This window comes from Massilia sp. BAP21 (assembly GCF_057801335.1).
On sequence record NZ_CM173596.1, the window covers coordinates 5,756,285 to 5,772,702 of the forward strand.

11 protein-coding genes are annotated in these 16,418 nt (G+C 64.9%); all 11 read left to right on the forward strand.

All coding sequences use genetic code 11. The features are described 5' to 3' along the window. The first annotated feature begins 391 nt into the window (after window positions 1-391). The 11 genes from ACWYRN_RS25080 (at window position 392) to ACWYRN_RS25130 (ending at window position 16,412) form a co-directional block, all read left to right on the forward strand. On the forward strand, window positions 392-2,563 hold the full coding sequence (locus ACWYRN_RS25080; protein WP_488690494.1) for a hypothetical protein: 2,172 nt from the start codon (window positions 392-394) through the stop codon (window positions 2,561-2,563). 98 nt (window positions 2,564-2,661) lie between these two features. Continuing rightward, complete coding sequence (locus ACWYRN_RS25085; protein ID WP_488690495.1) at window positions 2,662-3,120, forward strand: hypothetical protein; 459 nt, start codon at window positions 2,662-2,664, stop codon at window positions 3,118-3,120. Continuing rightward, window positions 3,117-3,803, forward strand: coding sequence for a C39 family peptidase (locus ACWYRN_RS25090; protein WP_488690496.1), 687 nt, complete (start codon window positions 3,117-3,119; stop codon window positions 3,801-3,803). Before ACWYRN_RS25085 ends, ACWYRN_RS25090 begins: the two co-directional genes overlap by 4 nt. A gap of 11 nt (window positions 3,804-3,814) precedes the next feature. Further along, window positions 3,815-4,312 (forward strand): hypothetical protein, encoded by a 498-nt coding sequence (locus tag ACWYRN_RS25095; protein ID WP_488690497.1) that lies wholly within the window; start codon window positions 3,815-3,817, stop codon window positions 4,310-4,312. Between the two features lie 25 nt (window positions 4,313-4,337). Next, window positions 4,338-5,981, forward strand: a complete 1,644-nt coding sequence (locus ACWYRN_RS25100; RefSeq protein ID WP_488690498.1) for an acetate kinase — start codon at window positions 4,338-4,340, stop codon at window positions 5,979-5,981. 248 nt (window positions 5,982-6,229) lie between these two features. Further along, the gene (locus tag ACWYRN_RS25105; protein ID WP_488690499.1) at window positions 6,230-8,947 is read left to right on the forward strand and encodes a type VI secretion system Vgr family protein; all 2,718 of its coding nucleotides are present in this window, start codon (window positions 6,230-6,232) and stop codon (window positions 8,945-8,947) included. A gap of 20 nt (window positions 8,948-8,967) precedes the next feature. Beyond that, a complete protein-coding gene (locus tag ACWYRN_RS25110; RefSeq protein ID WP_488690500.1) occupies window positions 8,968-11,181 on the forward strand; it encodes a T6SS effector phospholipase Tle3 domain-containing protein in 2,214 nt (737 codons plus the stop codon). Between the two features lie 269 nt (window positions 11,182-11,450). Beyond that, entirely contained in the window at window positions 11,451-12,653 is a 1,203-nt protein-coding gene (locus tag ACWYRN_RS25115; RefSeq protein ID WP_488690501.1) for a hypothetical protein, read from the forward strand. A gap of 22 nt (window positions 12,654-12,675) precedes the next feature. After that, window positions 12,676-12,939 carry a PAAR domain-containing protein gene (locus ACWYRN_RS25120; protein ID WP_488690502.1) on the forward strand — a complete coding sequence of 88 codons (264 nt, stop codon included), beginning with the start codon at window positions 12,676-12,678 and terminating at the stop codon, window positions 12,937-12,939. 298 nt (window positions 12,940-13,237) lie between these two features. Next, window positions 13,238-13,945: a hypothetical protein gene (locus ACWYRN_RS25125; RefSeq protein WP_488690503.1), complete on the forward strand. Its 708-nt coding sequence runs from the start codon at window positions 13,238-13,240 to the stop codon at window positions 13,943-13,945. 226 nt (window positions 13,946-14,171) lie between these two features. Beyond that, the gene (locus tag ACWYRN_RS25130) at window positions 14,172-16,412 is read left to right on the forward strand and encodes a TonB-dependent receptor (RefSeq protein WP_488690504.1); all 2,241 of its coding nucleotides are present in this window, start codon (window positions 14,172-14,174) and stop codon (window positions 16,410-16,412) included. Window positions 16,413-16,418 lie beyond the last annotated feature (6 nt).

Sequence of the window (16,418 nt, forward strand, 5' to 3'; positions counted from 1 at the left end):
TTCCCCCTTCGGCACCGCTTCGGTGCATGCCCAGCCGTATCCCGCCTGCTTGCCAGCCTGCCTCCAATGTCGACGTAGGAATGCATGAAGGGTCGCCGTCGGAGCGAACTGTCACAGTTTCTATGCAGCATGGGTGAACACTCTGTCGCAGGAGTGTCCACTGCTAACTCGACAAAAAGACACACAACTGTGCCATTTCTGATACACCCACCTTGCATTAAATTCCTAACAACAATGCCTATGCGCAATTTAAGCATTTCCTAGTGGAATTATGCTGCGATTTCAATAACTTGAGCATGTTTCAACTACGCTGGCATGGCGCTTGCATAAGCGAGGGTACTGGTACGACTGCCAGTCGGAACTCAACCACACACCCTAGGGGAATTTAAGCATGAACAAGACCTTGCTCGTTACCGCCCTGTCGCTCGCCTTCGGCCTGAATGCCCAAGCCCAGACGACGGACCCATCCACCAACTCGTCGACCAACGTCGCGCAGGATGGTAGCGGACTGAACGCCAACGATGGCGGCACCTCGACCTGGACCGATAGCTCGACGGTGACCAACACCGCCGACAACTCGAACTCGTCGACCAACACCTCGACCAACACTTCCGACAGCTCGAATTCGTCGACCAACACGGCGACGAACACGACGACCAACACGTCGACCAACACTTCCGACAGCTCGAACCAGGGCAACAACTCGTCGACCAACACCTCGACGAACACCTCGACCAACACGGCCGACAACTCGAACCAGGGCAACGACAATTCGACCGCGTCGAACACCCAGACCACCAACACCTCGACCACGACCGACCGTTCGAACCAGGGCAACGATAACTCGACCGCGTCGAACACCCAGACCACGACCAACAGCGCCGACAACTCGAACCAGGGCAACGACAACTCGTCGCGCGACAATTCGAACCAGGGCAACAACTCGTCGACCAACACCAACACGGCCGACAGCTCGGGCTCGAACAACGACTCCTCGACCCGCAACAGCTCGGGCCAGAACCGCAGCAGCGGCTCGTCGACCGCCTCGGGCCTGGGCGCCGCTTCCGCCAACAATGGCGGCATGGCTACCTCGAGCGTCGACAACTCGTTCAACACCTCGAGCGCTACCGCTACCAGCTCGCTGAGCGGCACGGTCTCGGGCAACAACATCCAGAACATCGGTAACGTCGCCACCAATGCAGGCGGCGCGAACGGCGCCAACGCCACCGGCGGCGCAGGCGCCGGTGCATGGGGCGGCGCAGCCAACGGCGACGGCGGCAACGGCGCCAGCGGCTCGGGCGGCCAGGCAGCTTCGGGCTCGACCGGCGGCAACGCCGTCACGGGCAGCGCCGGCAATGCCGACGCGATGGCTGGCGGCGCCACCGGCGGCAACGGCGGCAACGGCGGCACCACCGGCTCGGCAACGAGCGGCTCGGGTGCAGCGGGCGGCATGGGCGGCCTCGGCGGCGCAGGCGGCAACAACGGTAACGTCGCTGGCGGCAACGGCGGCGCGGCTGGCGCCAGCGGCGCCGGCACCGGCGGCGCAGGCGGCTCGGGCACGACCGGCAACGGCGGCAACGGCGGCGGCGTGGGCAGCGCACTGGCAGGCGCCGGCGGCGCAGGCGGCGAAGCCGGCGCGGCAACGGGCGGCAACGGCGGCAACGGCGCCGAAGGCGCACTGGGCGGCAGCGGCGCGGCCGGCGGCTCGGTCATGATCGGCGACGCATCGGCCAACGGCGACACCTCGGGTGCCGGCGCTTCGAACGGCGGCAACATGGCGTCGAGCGGCTCGGGTTCGGGCACCCCTGACAGCACCGGCGGCGCCAGCGGCGCGGCCGACGGCGGCTCGTCGACCGGCACCGGCGGCACCAACACCGGCGCCTCGAACACCGCTTCGGCCGGCACCGGCACGGGCGGCGCAGGCGGCGCGGGCGCGGCCGGCGGCAACGGCGGCACCGCAGGTGCGGGCGCTACCGCTTCGACCTCGAGCGGCTCGGGCGCAGCTGGCGGCACCGCCACCGGCGGCACCGGCGGCGCGGGCGCAGCCCTGTCGAGCACCGGCGGCGCAGCAGGCACCGGCACCAGCGGCGACGGCGGTGCGGGCGGCGCGGGTTCGGGCGGCAGCTCGACCGCAGGCAGCGGCGCAGCGGGCGGCGCGGGCGGCTCGGGCGGCAGCACTGGCCTGGCCTCGAACACCGCGGGTTCCGGCGAAGCCGGCGGCTCGGCCACCACCGGTTCGGCTACCGGCGGCTCCTCGACCTCGGGCGCGGCAACTGCCGGTAACGGCGGCGCAGGCGGCACCGGCGGTGCAGGCACCGGCGGCATGGGCGGCGCAAGCGGCACCAACACCGCAGGCACCGCTACCGGCGGCAACGGCGGCTCGGCAACGGCCGGCAACGGCGGCACCGTGGCCGTCAACGCAGGCAGCTTCGACATGTCGAACGCCATGTCGAGCGTCGGCCAGTCGGCTGCAGGCGTGATGGTGATCAGCCAGAACAACGGCTTCTCCTCGCTGATCCAGCAAAGCGTCAACGTCCAGTCGAACCTGGCCGTCGGCCCGTAAGCTGGAAATGAGCTGACACCGGAAAGCATCCCGGTGTCCTGGCGACAGACTGCCGCGCCCCTCCCCGGCGCGGCAGTCTTCAAGGATCAGGAGAAGCGATGAAAACGATTTTTGCAATTGGCGGCATGCGCCGTGCCTGCGCCCTTGTTGTGGCAGGCTCGCTGGCAGCTGCCCTGGGCGCCCCTGCGCTGGCCGCCGAACCGGCCCTGCTCGATGCCCAGGAACTGGGAAGCCTGCCGGAACTGGAGCAGCTGTCGCAGTCCCTGGCCAGCGTGCCGGCCGACCTGCGCGAAACACCGACCATCGGCGGCGAAACCGTGGCCACCGTCGACCTCGAACGCCTCGACCACGAGCGCGGCAAGGCCGATACCGTCTTGAACGACACCAAACTCAACGGCGACGTCGCCAACAACAACGCCGTCAACGTGAATACCGGGTCGAACACGATCGATGCCGGCTCCTTTGCCAACATGTCGGGCATTCCCGTCGTGATCCAGAACAGCGGTGCCAACGTCCTGATCCAGAACGCCACCGTCATCAACCTGCAGTTCCAATGAATGCCCGTACCATCGTTTCCGGCCTGGCCATGGGCCTGATGCTCGGTTCCACGGCCGCGGGCGCGGCCGAGATGTCCCTGCCGAGCGGCATGCGCGTCGGCATGCCAGTGAAAAGCATGAAGGACCTGCGCTTCCAGGCCACCCTGCGCCAGCAGTACGACTTCAGCTGCGGCTCGGCCGCGCTGGCCACGCTGCTGACCCACCACTACGGCGTCCCGACCTCCGAGCAGGACGCCTTCAAATACATGTTCCTGAGCGGCGACCAGGACAAGATCCGCCGCGAAGGCTTCTCGCTGCTCGACATGCAGCGCTTCCTGAAAAGCCGCGGCTACACCGCCGACGGTTTCCAGCTGCCGCTCGACAAACTCATCGAAGCAAAACTGCCCGCCATCGTGCTCATTTCCGACAAGGGCTACCACCATTTCGTCGTGGTCAAGGGCGCCGAGGACGGCCGCATCCTGCTGGGCGACCCCTCGCGCGGCACGCGCACCATCCCGCGCGAGCGCTTCGAGGAGATGTGGTCGAACCGCATCCTGTTCGTGATCCACCAGGGCCCCAACAAGCCGGCGTTCAACCAGGCCGCCGACTGGCGGGTCGCGCCGCGCGCGCCGCTGGGCAACGGCATCGGCCCCGTCATCGATACCACTTACAGCCTGCCGAAATTCGGTCCCGGCGATTTTTGAGGAACAACACCATGCGGTTTCCCTTCGTCCTGTCTCTCCTGCTGCTGCCTGCGGCGGCGCCGGCGCTGGCCGATCCGATGGACCTGTTCACCGCGGAGAACGCGGTCGACAGCAGCCGCCTGGAAGATGCGCGCGGCGGCTTCCTGGTGGCCGACGGCCTGCTCGTCACCCTCGGCATCGAGCGCATGGTCAGCATCAACGGCAACGTGGTCGAACGCAGCGAAATCCAGCTGGGCGACATCGGCAAACTGGCGGGCGGCAATGGCCTGGTGTCGACCGAAGCGCTGGGCCAATTGCGCCTGATCCAGAACGGCGCGGTCAGCGCCGTGCGCGGCGACGCCTATGCCTCGCTGCTGGGCGGCACCATCATCCAGAACTCGCTGAACGACCAGACCATCAATGCCCAGACCACGCTGAACGCCACGGCGAACACCGCTGGAATGTTACGTGCGCTCAATTTTGCCGAAGGATTGAATAATGCTTTGTCAACAGCCATCGCACCCCGCTGATGGTGTTTCAAACATGGAGCAAGTAATGCACAAATTTCCGGCACTTTGTGTCGGCGCGCTCGTCGTGAGCGCAGCCTTCGGCGCTTCTTCGGCACTGGCGCAGTCCGCTTTGCAGCCCGCCGTGCAGGCCGGCGCGCAGACGGGCGCGCAGTCCGTCGACCTGCTGGTCGAGCAACTCAAGGCCATGCGCCAGCAGCTCGACGCCCAGCGCGCGCGCATCGACGAGCTCGAGCGCGGCGTGCGCAGCGCGCGCCAGGCCGGACAGCCTGCCGAACCCGTCATCGACCTGGCGCCGGGCGCACTCGCGGCCGGGTTGCCAGCCACGGCCTCGGAACTCGACATGCTGCGCGGCACCGGCGGCGACCAGACCGCCGCCCAGCAAAATGCCCAGGCCCAGCTGGCCCAGCCGCCGCAGCAGCAGCCCCAGCAACAACAAATGCTGCAACAGCAGCAACAGCAACAACAGCAGCAGGCGCAACAGGCACAGCAGCGCCAACAGCAGCAGCAACAACGCAACGCCCAGCAGAACGCACCGTTGAACCCGCAGAACGTGCCCACGAATCAACAGGCGACCACGCAACAGCCGACCGCCCAGCGGCCGGCTGTCCCGCAGCCGGCCGCGCCGGCAGCGCCGGTCGGCGGCCCGGCCAGCGCCCCGGCTGCCGGCGTCAACACGGCCGCCGTCGGCCGCGCACCGGCAGCCCAGGCCCGCAGCGCCGAGGTGGCGCCGATCTTCGAGCAGCCCGGCGTGCTGACCCCGCGCGGCAAGTACGTGTTCGAGCCGGCCGTCCAGTACGGCTACTCGTCGAGCAGCCGCGTGGCCCTGGTCGGCTACACGGTGATCCCGGCCCTGCTGATCGGCCTGATCGACGTGCGCGAAGTGAAACGCAACACCACCACCGCCAGCGTCACCCTGCGCCGCGGCCTCACCAACCGCTTCGAGGTCGAGGCCAAGCTGCCCTACGTCTACCGTTCGGACGCCACCGTCAGCCGCGAAGTGTTCACCGGCACCTCGGTCGAGCGCGCCTTCCAGACCAGCGGCAAGGACCTGGGCGACATCGAACTGGCGGCGCGCTACCAGCTCAACGACGGCGGCGTCGACAAGCCCTTCTTCATCGGCGGCCTGCGCTTCAAGTCGCGCACCGGCAAGGATCCGTTCGAAGTCGTTACCGATTGCACCACGCGCTGCATCGGCGAAAACGTCACCGGCAGCGGCCTGCCGCTGGAACTGCCGACCGGCTCCGGCTTCTATTCGCTGCAGCCGAGCCTGACCTGGCTGTTCCCGTCGGACCCGGCGGTGTTCTTCGGCAGCTTCAGCTACCTGCACAACTTCAAGCGCGACAACATCGAGCGCACCGTGCTGAACGGCGTCAAGGAACCGCTGGGCGAAGTGGCCCCGGGCGGCGTGTTCGGCTTCAACTTCGGCATGGGCCTGGCGCTCAACGACAAGGCCTCGTTCAGCCTCGGCTACGACCACAACTCCGTCGGCCGCACCAAGCAGAACGGCCGCGCCGTGCCGGGTTCGGTGCGCATGCAGCTCGGTACCCTGCTGGTCGGCTATTCCTACCGCCTAAGCGACAAGAAAACCCTGAGCGTGGCGGTCGGCGCGGGCGTGACGCGCGATACGCCGGACGTGACCCTGATGGTGCGCGTACCGATGTCGTTCTGATCAACGCGTTCTGACCCGGCCGTGTGTGGCGGTACGGGTGTCGGCGAACGGCGCGGGCGCATATGCCTGCGCCGTTTTTTTATGGCCGGGCGCTGCGGGCAAAGCGGAGCGCACAGTTAACATTGTGCTAGCGCATCATCGGAGGCATGTACCACCTTCACACTTGACAGGTTTTGACACCAGGACAGCACCGCCGCATGGACATGTTGCCCTGTGTCTATTTTGATTGTCGAAGGTGGAGCCTGTGCATGCGCTTTTACAATAACGGTAGCCTGGCTGCCGCACATCGCCCTATCCGGCTGAGACTGGCGATGGAAGACGGCATCCTGGAAGACTTGCTAATCGTCAGCCGGATCAGCGGTTGCGAAGCGGTATGCGGCGGCATCAACTATGTGCTGTCCTGCGTGTCCGCCCAGGCCGGCATGCCGCTCAAGCAATTCATCGCCAATCCGGCCGAGGTGCAGCTGGTCACCGACCGCGGCGGGCTGCGCCGCGTGTGCGGCATCGTTGCCGGCGCCAGCGAAGGGCAAGGCGATGACGGCCTGGCCACCTACCAATTGCTGGTGCACGACGCGCTCGCATTGCTCGACAAGACGTGCAACACGCGCATTTTCCGCAATGCCAGCGAAGTCGACATCACCCACATCCTGCTGAAGGAATGGCGCGCCGCCAATCCGATCGCGGCGCGTGCCTTCGATTACGACCTGAGCAAGCTGAAGCATTATCCGGCGCGCGAATTCACGATGCAGTACAACGAGTCGACGGCGGCGTTCCTGCGCAGGCTGTGGAAACGGCGCGGCATCGGCTGGTTCTTCCGGCCCATCGTTCCCGGCCGGGCCGACGACACGCCGGCGCACATGCTGGTCCTGTTCGACGACGCCATGTCCCTGCAGGAAAACGCGGCCGGCACGGTGCGCTTCCACCGCGACGGCGCCACCGAGCAGCGCGATACCGTCACCGCCCTGCACGCGCTGCGCACGCTGACGCCCGGCAGCGTTGCGCGCAGCAGCTGGGACTACCGCCAGGCGCGCGCGGCGACGGGTGAATACCCGGGCCTGCACGACCAGGGCACGCTCGGCAAGCGTTTCGCGGCCAGCCTGGACGACTACCTGGTCGAGGCGCCGCACACCGGCGACAACGCCGACGACTACCACAGGCTGGGCGAGGCCCGCATCCAGCGCCACGAATACGAGGCCAAGTCCTTCCATGGTGAAGGCAGCGTGCGCGAGCTGTGCGTGGGCCAGTGGAACACGATCGCCGGCCATCCTGAAATCGACCTGCATCCACCGTCGGAGCGCGACTTCGTCATCACCGAACTGCGGGTCGAGGCCAGCAACAACCTGCCGGCCACCTTCGACGAACGGGCGCGGCGCCTGTTCGCGGCCAACCGCTGGCATGCCGGCGACGACAGCCTGGAAGCAGCCAGCGCCGAGCGCGGCATGCGCTACACCAACCGCTTTACCTGCGTGCGGCGCGGCGTGGCCATCGTCCCGGCCTACGATCCGCGCATCGACTTGCCGCGCACCGACCTGCAATATGTCACCGTGGTCGGTCCGGTGAAGGAAGAAATCCATTGCGACGCCTTCGGCCGCGTGAAGATCCGGTTTCCCGGCTGCCGCGAAGAAGACCACGAGCACGCTGGTGGCGCCGGCGCATCCGGCACCGACCGCGATTCCGCCTGGGTGCAGGTGGCCAGTCCCTGGGCAGGCGAGCAGTACGGCGCGATTTCGCTGCCGCGCGTGGGCCACCAGGTGCTGTGCGCATTCGTGGGCGGCGATCCGGACAAACCACTGATCATCGGCCGCGCCCATGGCGGCCATACGCCGCCGCCCTCGTTCAGCCGCAGCAGCCGCCTGCCGGGCGACAAATACCTGTCGGGCATCGTCAGCAAGGAAGGCGGCGCCACCCGCTACAACCAGCTACGACTGGACGATACGCCCGGCCAGATCAGCGCCCAGCTGGAAAGCGCGCACGGCCACAGCCAGCTGAACCTCGGCTACCTGACGCATCCGCGTTGCGACGGCGTAGCCGAGCCGCGTGGCGAAGGCTTTGAACTGGCGACGAACGACAGTGGCGCCATTCGCACCGCGAAGTCGCTCCTGGTTTCGGCCTGGAAGCGGCTCGATGCCTGCGGCCCCCAACTCGGCAGCGAGGAACACCTGGCCCTGATGCAGGATTGCCTGGATTTGTTCAAGTCGCTCGGCGAATATGCCGCCGCGCAGCAGGGCCTGCCGGCCGACGCCGGCGCCCAGGCCGCGCTGAAGGCGGACCTGGAAGCGGCCAGCGCCGGCAGCAACGGCGCCCCCGGCGGCGGCGGCAAGCCCACCGTGAGTGTGACGGCGCCGGCCGGCATCGCGTTCAGCACACCGAAGACCATGGTCAGCTATGCCGGCGTGAATCTCGACACGGTGGCGCAGCAGCACATGCAGCTGGCCAGCGGACAACGCTTCAACCTGAATGCCGGCAAGGGCATTTCGCTGTTCTCCCATGCCGACGGCATCACGCAGATTGCCCACCAGGGCCGCTTCCTCATGCAGAGCCAGCATGGCGGCATGCAGGTCGATGCCGCCCAGGACCTGAAGGCGACCGCCGGCGGGCGCATGGTGTTCATGGCGCAGGAAGAAGTGACCTTCATCGTCAGCGGCGGCGCCTACCTCACCTTGAAGGGCGGTGATGTGGAAATCGGCGGGCCGGGCGCGATCACCATCCGTACCGCTGGCCACCACTGGGACGGGCCGGCCAGCGGCAAGACCGAACTGCCGACTTTCGGCAAGGACGACTTCAGCCGCATCCCGCGCCTCCTGCGCGCCAGCGACGGCAAGCCAGTCGAGGGCATGCAGCTGGAGGTCACGCGGTCCGGGGACGCACCGGTGTCCGGCAAGAGCAACGGCGCGGGTGAAGGCGAGCCGATCACGGCGGACCATCTGCAGCAGCTGACGGCGCGCTTCTTCAAGCCGCTCAAGTAATGGCATCAGGGAATTTACTTATGAACGATACCTTTGCTCCGCCTGCCGGTCCATCCAGCGACCGCCTGTGCAGTCCCCTGGACGATCCCGGCACTATCCTGCTGGGCGAAAGCTGCGGCACGGTCTTTCTCACGCCGAAGCACCTCGACGTGATCATGCAGATGCCCCTGCCCGGCGTGGTCATCTTCGTCCACGGCGTGAATTCGGACGGCGAGTGGTTTGCGCAAACCGAACGGGGCCTGTGCCGGGGCCTGAACGACCGCCTGAAGCGGCGCGACGAGCACATGGCGTATCCGACACCGGAGGGTGGGCAGTTGCGGCCTGTGCAGTATTTGCCCGATTTAACGCCTGATGGGTTCATCAATCCGAAAAAGACGTCGGACAAGTTCATTGCGGCCGATGATCACTTTTCTCCGGTCATCCATTTTCGCTGGGGTTATAAAGCCAGCAGCGACGAGCTGCAGCAGTTCGGCAATGCTATCTATTTGAACGAGCAGAATTACTGGGGTGGCGGTCCATTCGCCAACGGCTGCACCGCCCTTCCCGATTTATGGGGAAATGGCTTGTCGGACCAGTTGTTCCTGTGGCTGCATGTGCAGCACATGAACCCAACCAATGACCGCAAGGTGTATGCCTGTCCGCCCCGCCCCTATTACGTGCTGGCCGCGCTGCGCCTGGCGAAGCTGGTGGAGTCGATTCGCAGCAAGCAGGCCGACGTGCCGATCACCCTTGTCTGCCACAGCCAGGGAAACATGATCGGCCTTGCTGCCGCATTCCTAGGCGACCGCCTGAAGCCCGCAACGGACCCGGCCGGCAAGAGCGGCCGCTGCGTGGCCGATAACTATGTCTTGTGTAATGCGCCGTTCAGCCTGGTCAAGGCGAATATAGCGCAAGGCTTTACGGAACTCAGCCTGAAGGATGCACAGGGGAATGGCGGGCGCCAATCCTGGAATGCGCGCATTGCCACCTTACGCGCATTCTTCGACATCGTGCGCCAGCAGGCGGCCACTGCGCAGTCGGCAGCGCTCATCGACGAGGCGATGGCAAACGAAGCGCACGGCTTCGATGCGGCGTCGGATCGCAGCAAATACGGATATGGTCCGACACCTGCGACGGTCGGGCGCGTCACGCTCTACTTCAATCCACACGACCAGGTGATTTCGGCCACCACCATCCAGGGCATCGGATGGCGCGGACTGAATCAGCAGGAGATCGATGCGGCTAATGGCGCCGGCGTATTTTGCCAGCGCGTGTTCTCGCAAGGTTATACGGTAGGCCGCAAAGGCAGTTACGACTTCTGGGCGGACCAGCACAACAATCCCACGCGCGGCAGTCACGAGTTCTGGTATCCGCCCTCGCCGGTGGCACGCTATTCGTTGGCCAAGGGTTTGAAGTCGAACGGCAACTTTGCCGGCAAGGTGATGACCTTCGCAGCGGCGCCGGTGATGCTTGCGGTTACCGGACTGGCTGGTATTCGTATTAACGCGCTCCCACCGGCAGACTGGAAAACGCCCCTCACTGCACCGGATTTGCCGGAAACATTCGAACCGGAAGCCGTGCGGTTCGGGACAGCCAACAAGCAGTTCGACCAGGGCATGGACGCACCTGGCGAGTACCGCGCCAAGGGCAAGGAAAAAGAAAGCGCTGACCCATATGCAGGCGACCGGGCCATGCCGAAGCACGCAACAGCCGAAGCAAAGCGCAAGGGAAGCGATGCCCCCGAAGGCGACGCCGAAACGGAAGCGGCCCTGCGCTACGAACATCACGCGATGCTGCGCATGGAAGCGAAGCGGGAGGGCATAGACAAGAACAACGCATCGGTGCCGCAGGAGGATAGGCTCAAAACGGCGAGCAACGAATACATCGCCTGGCGTACTAGGAAAATCAAGGAAACGCTCGCGGAGACGATCGACACCCATGCCACCGATCACTCAACCATCATGACAAATGCAATGCACGCACAGAAGGCTCTGGCTTACGACGTGGCCGTGGGTGTTTGTCGAATCAAGAAAGAGGATTTTTTGATACTGCGACAGATTGCTGATTGGCGCTTTCTAGAGAACATAAATAAGAACCATTCACATGCCGCCTTTTTCGAGTATTTCTCCGAAGGAAAATATAAAAAGTCATCAGTTTCAGACTGGGTAAAACAAGACGATTGCGAAGGAAAAATGCCTTTGAAAATCATGGATCAGCGTGAGGTATTCCCCCTAAAGTCTAGAGAAAATTCATGACCACTTTAAAAAACAATCGTATGCGATGCGCAGGATGGACAGCATGCGCGTTTATTTTCACTTTAGCTTTTTCACTCTGGTCAGTCTGGCAGATAGAAGCAACTTCCAATCAACTACTTTCTGATGGAGAACTCATGGTTCGCTTGTTGGCTTTCCCTGCATTATCTGCAGTATTCGTACTAGCAATCACAAGCACACTGTATTCTACGGATACGATAGCGGCCCCAACTTCTCCCACGGAGCTCACGTCAAAAGAGACGGCACCTTTCATGGCCCAAGTCGTTGGTTTGCAATGGCTCAATCCTCTGCAACGCATGGATTATCCAACTGAATGGCAACTTTTATGGACGCTTGGACTAGCGAAACATAATGAAAATGACGACATGGTTCGAGAAGATCCACAGACTTTCGGCAAGGTGCAGGCGATAGCATCCATTGCGGCCGGAAATAATGGTACAGAAACCTTCGACGGTTATCATTACAAATACTTGAGAAAACTAACCAACTTATACCGCGACATTTATTTTAGCGATTCCAAATATTTCTACAACGCCCATTCCCTTGATGACAAATCTACATGGCGCGAACTAGCAGGGATTCACGTAGAATACGCCCTGCCAAGCGGAAAGCTTGACCCTGTCGCGGAAACTAAGACAGCTCAAGAATTGATCGTGAGCGCTTTTGATATTGGAAACACGAGTTTCCCGAACGCCTGGACCCGCAGCACCCCGCCCGACGTCCGCATTACGATGGGCGGCCCCAACGCCGGTTTCACTTCCCTGGCAGCAGGCCTCGACTACCTCAAAGCCCATCCAACGGAAACCGTCTGGGTCATGAACTGGGACGCTCCCAGCCGCCCCAAGGATCGGCAGATCAACGAGAACATGGTCCAGCTGATACTTGCCGGCCCAGACTACAAGACCGAACGCGCCCCGCTCGCCTGGCTGGCTTACCCGGCATCGAGCAAGATCACTGATTTCGAATCGCAGCCCGGTTCGCCGTCGCGAACGCTGCAAGCCTGGAAAGCAGTACTGAACAAGGCCTCCTTGAATGCCGGCAAGCAGACCGCCGATATCGGCTTCACGATCCACGACGCCGGCAATACCCACCCCGCCGCATCCGACCGCCTGGCCACCCTGGCCCGGACCCTGACGGAAGAAATACCGGAACTCGATTTCCTGAAGCAGACCTTCAACACCTCGGTCCTTCTGGGCGACATGGGTGCTGGGAGCGCATTGACCAACGTCGCCCTCGGCATCGCCTACGCCAACCACATCGGCCAGACCGTGCTGGTGGCGGGAACGACGGACGAGGCCCAGCCCATCGCTACCATCGTGGTTCCACCCAAGGTCGTGCGCCCGATCGATCCATCGAAGAAGTGGTTCCGGGCACGCGGCGGTAACCACGTGTATTTGCCCTGGTGGGGACTACGGTACGAAGACAACGTCGATATCCCCGGCTTCTCGCGCTAACCGGACGACGAGAGGACATGCCATGCGTCGCGTGATTCGCCTGAACGATCCAACCAGCCATGGCGGCAAGGTCATCTCTGCCGCACCAAACACGACCGTACTGGGCCTTGCCGTTGCCCGCCAGGGCGACCGTTGCCTTTGCCCTTTGAAGGGTCACGAGACCTGCGTCATCGCCGAGGGCGATCCCGAGGTGCTGATCGACGGCGTGCCGGTGGCATTCGAAGGCCATGCCACCAGTTGCGGCGCCACCCTGATCTCGACCGTGGGAAATAGCGGCCGCACCTGAGCAGCCCAGGAGCGCGCTCCGGCCTGCAGGTCCTTGCACAGCAAGCGGCAGGATCAGCCCACCGTGCGGCTACAGCCAGGGCGCCAGCACCGCCTGCCGCCGCGGAACCGCCGGCCGGCGGACGCCTCCCTGGCAGCGCCGCCTGGCGAGTTCTCCCGTGGCTCTGTCCCGGAAATGACGCAAGCACATCGTATTTACACGGTTTTACATGGCGCACCCGAGCTTGCCCATCCAGGGCGCCGTCCCGCAGCGCTAGACTCGACAGCATCCTTCCTGCATCGATGGTCGAGAGCCGCCCATGCAAACCCCTGCAACAGTCGTCAAGCTGATCGAACACGCGAGCCTGGCCGTCGAGCTGGCCGGCCTGCCGCTGGCACAGCTGTACTTCGAGCGCCACCTGAACCCGCCGGCGATACTGGCGGCCTACGCCAACTTCACCCGCCCCCACCCGCGCTACAAGGTTTTCCGCAACAAGGCGATGGGGATTGCCCTGGTCGACATCGCCGGCTTCGGGAATGCCGCTTCCTACCTCGACACCGTGCGCCAGCACGGCCACGCCGGCCCGCAAAGCCGCAAGGCGCTGGCGCGCGGCTACCGGCTGCGCCGCATCGACCGCAATGCCCACCTCGACGAGATCCACGCCATCCATACCTCCTGCGACCAGCGCCAGGGCCGCCCGATCGACGGCGCCTACCTGCGCATGCACCCGTATCCCGAGCAGCCGCACTGCGCCTGCTACGGCGCATTCGACGCCGGCGGCCGGCTGGCTGCGTATTGCAACGTGGCCCGCTTCGGCAATTTCTCCGCCACCGACCAATTGATGGGCTACAAGAACGGCGACGGCGCCATGTACCTGTTGCTGGCGCATATCATCTGCGAGCTGATCGAGGAGCGCCGGGTCGCCTGGTTCATGTACGACAGCTACCTCGGCGCCCTGCCCGGCCTGCGCGACTTCAAGCGCCGGCTCGGCTTTCGCCCCTACCGCGCCCGCTATTCGCTTGTCTAGACAGGATACTGTCCTCCCGGCATCGTTTATTAGCAACCAGACATCGACTGTCGCGTCCAGCCCTCGTTTCCAGATAATTAAGGAGCAGGGGCTGTTTCCGTGTTGCATGTACTGCTAGACTGCACAACATTAGCGCCGTAATGAGTGTTGCATAAAACACAGGCCGCTGATGCCGGTGCCCTGCACCGCGCACAACAAGATTCGATCCAAAAAATTAGGGGAATGCATGTCCAACCGTCAGGTTCGTTCGAACCTTACGCTGCTGGCTGCCGCCGCATCGGGTTTGCTCCCGTTCGGCGCGGCTGCGCAAGAAGCGCCCGCCGTCGCCGATGGCCAGATCCAGGAAGTCCTCGTTACCGCGCAGCGCCGTGTCGCGCCGGAATCGAAGACGCCTGTCGCCATGTCCGTCATCAGCGGCGCCCAGCTCGCTAAAGCCGGCCTCGACCGCCCGTCCGACCTCGCCGCGCGCCTGCCCGGCGTGTACCTGAACGGCGCCGCCGACGGCCTGCGCATCACTATCCGCGGCGTCAGCAATGCCGACGCCACCGACAAGGGCGAGCCCTCGGCCGCCTTCATGCTCGACGGCGTGTACGTCGCCCGTCCGCACAGCCAGAACGGCGACTTCCTCGACGTCGACCGGGTCGAAGTCCTGCGCGGCCCGCAGGGCACCCTGTACGGCCGCAACACCACCGCCGGCGTGGTCAACGTGATCTCGAACGCGCCGGGCAAGACGCTCGAAGGCGCGGTCGGCGCGGAAGCCGGCACCCATGGCGCGCGCAAGGCCGACGGCATGCTCAACGTGCCGGTGAACGATGCGCTGGCGCTGCGCGCGGCGGTGTCCGTGAAGCGCCGCGACAGCCTGCTGCGCAATGCCCAGGGCACCCCGCACGAACTCGGCCTGGACCGCGACGACCGCTCGGCGCGCCTGTCGGCCAAATTCGACTTCAACGCCGACGCTTCGCTGCTGTTGCGCTACGACCGCACGGTCCAGCGCGACAACAACGACGTCATCGTCCCCGACACGAATTTCTACTCAAGCATCGAGACCGGCAACCCGGCCTGGCGCGGCGCCTCCACGACCGAACACCTGACGAATGGCTTCGTGCCGCCGAACGCGGTGCCGGAACAGGGCCACAGCCGGCGCGATGCGCAGGGCCTGGCGGCCGAGCTGACCTGGAACCTGGGCCCGGCCACCCTGCACTACCTGGGTTCGCGGCGCCAGTTCGACCACGATTTCCTGGTCAACTATTACTACCGCATCGTGCCCGGCTTCGCGCTCGGCGTGCGCCAGTTTTTCGACGGCGCCTACGACCAGGATTCGCACGAACTGCGCATCGCCACCAGGGACACCGGCCGCATCTCGGCCCAGGCCGGTGTCTACTGGTTCCGCGAAGACATGACCCAGCTTGCCACCTTCCGCGACCTGGAGCCGATCGGCCTGCCCCCGTACTACGTGTTCCCGACCGGCCCGGTGGTCTCGAAGAGCCGCGCCGTGTTCGGGCAAGCCACCTGGCGCGTGCTGGACGCGCTGCGCCTGACGGCCGGCGCCCGCTACACGCAGGACGACAAGTCGCGCGTCGGCGCCACCAACCTGCAGTTCGGCCCGGTGTTCAACCCGGCCACCGACCTGGCGCTGCCGAATGCGGCCCACCTGGAAACGAGCAAGACCACCTGGCGCCTGGGCATCGACGCCGACCTGAACCCGTCCACCCTGGTGTACGGCGTGCTGGCCACCGGCTACAAATCCGGCGGCTTCAACGACGGCTGCCTGGCCGATTCGGGCGCGCTCGGCGTCGCCTGCCCGGCGCCGGTGGCGGAATCGGCCCTGGTGTATCGCCCCGAAACCCTGAAGTCGGTCGAACTGGGCTTCAAGAGCCGCTTCTGGGCCAACCGCGCCAGCCTGAACCTGGCCGCCTACCGCTACGACTACGGCAATCTGCAACTGTCGGGCGTGGAGATGGAAAATGGCGTGCCGCGCTACGTGACCCGGAATGCCGGCGTGGCCAGCGTGAAGGGCCTGGAAGTCGAGGCGGCGGTCAAGCCCGTGGCCAGCGCCCGCTTCAGCTCCACCCTGGCCTTCACCGACGCCCACTACGTCGACTACACGCCGGACGGCCTGCATTCCTGGGCCGGCTACAAGCTCGACCGCGCCCCGAGCGCGACCCTGACCCTGGGTTACGAGCAGGGCTTCGGCATCGGCGGCGGCACCCTGACGGCGGGTGTGTTCTCGCGCACCTCGCGCGACTACACCATCGGCATCCCGAGCAAGCTGCTGCGCTACCGCGTCCCGGGCCGCACCGAGACCGACCTGAGCCTGGGCTACCAGCCGCTGGGCGCTCCCTGGAGCCTGCTGCTGCGCGTGCGCAACCTGCAGGACAAGGTCGAGCCGGTGAACATCGACAGCTTCGGCATGACCGTGCCGAGCGAGCCGCGCACCGTTTCACTGCGCATGGATTATCGCTTCTGATAACAA

Coding starts and splice junctions, on each gene's coding strand:
- ACWYRN_RS25110 (WP_488690500.1), top strand. CDS start 8,968: ATGAACGATACCTTTGCTCCGCCTGCCGGTCCATCCAGCGACCGCCTG.
- ACWYRN_RS25080 (WP_488690494.1), top strand. CDS start 392: ATGAACAAGACCTTGCTCGTTACCGCCCTGTCGCTCGCCTTCGGCCTG.
- ACWYRN_RS25090 (WP_488690496.1), top strand. CDS start 3,117: ATGAATGCCCGTACCATCGTTTCCGGCCTGGCCATGGGCCTGATGCTC.
- ACWYRN_RS25120 (WP_488690502.1), top strand. CDS start 12,676: ATGCGTCGCGTGATTCGCCTGAACGATCCAACCAGCCATGGCGGCAAG.
- ACWYRN_RS25130 (WP_488690504.1), top strand. CDS start 14,172: ATGTCCAACCGTCAGGTTCGTTCGAACCTTACGCTGCTGGCTGCCGCC.
- ACWYRN_RS25095 (WP_488690497.1), top strand. CDS start 3,815: ATGCGGTTTCCCTTCGTCCTGTCTCTCCTGCTGCTGCCTGCGGCGGCG.
- ACWYRN_RS25105 (WP_488690499.1), top strand. CDS start 6,230: ATGCGCTTTTACAATAACGGTAGCCTGGCTGCCGCACATCGCCCTATC.
- ACWYRN_RS25125 (WP_488690503.1), top strand. CDS start 13,238: ATGCAAACCCCTGCAACAGTCGTCAAGCTGATCGAACACGCGAGCCTG.
- ACWYRN_RS25115 (WP_488690501.1), top strand. CDS start 11,451: ATGGCCCAAGTCGTTGGTTTGCAATGGCTCAATCCTCTGCAACGCATG.
- ACWYRN_RS25085 (WP_488690495.1), top strand. CDS start 2,662: ATGAAAACGATTTTTGCAATTGGCGGCATGCGCCGTGCCTGCGCCCTT.
- ACWYRN_RS25100 (WP_488690498.1), top strand. CDS start 4,338: ATGCACAAATTTCCGGCACTTTGTGTCGGCGCGCTCGTCGTGAGCGCA.